General features: G+C 59.3%; 1 protein-coding gene. It reads right to left on the bottom strand.

What is annotated here, in order from left to right; translation table 11 throughout:
* Positions 1-334: 4Fe-4S double cluster binding domain-containing protein (locus L692_RS28740; protein WP_036723580.1), on the bottom strand; the 334-nt coding region annotated here is incomplete at both ends.

The raw sequence follows: 334 nt of genomic DNA, 5'->3' as shown, positions 1-334 counted from the left end.
AGGCGGTTGCCGATTTTGACCATGTACGTCTCGTCCAGGAAGCCCTTGGTCTGCGTCAGATAAGAAATGCATGCCTGGGCGTTAAGCTCTCCCGGCCCGACAAGCGCGCCCGTAGGACAGGCATCCATGCATTTCGTGCATGTGCCGCAGCCTTCCGTTACCGGCGTGTCGGGCGGAAAGGGAATATTCGTGACCATCTCGCCGAGATAAATCCACGAGCCCCATTTCGGAGAAATGATCGAGCAGTTCTTGCCGCTAAAGCCAATGCCCGCCCGCTGCGCCACCGCCCGGTCCACCAGAACGCCGGTATCCACCATACTCTCCATCACCGCGT

This window comes from Paenibacillus forsythiae T98 (genome assembly GCF_000520735.1).
Lineage (GTDB): Bacteria > Bacillota > Bacilli > Paenibacillales > Paenibacillaceae > Paenibacillus_AQ > Paenibacillus_AQ forsythiae.
Note: the sequence above shows the minus strand (reverse complement) of the source record. Positions and strands in the feature narration are given on the sequence as shown.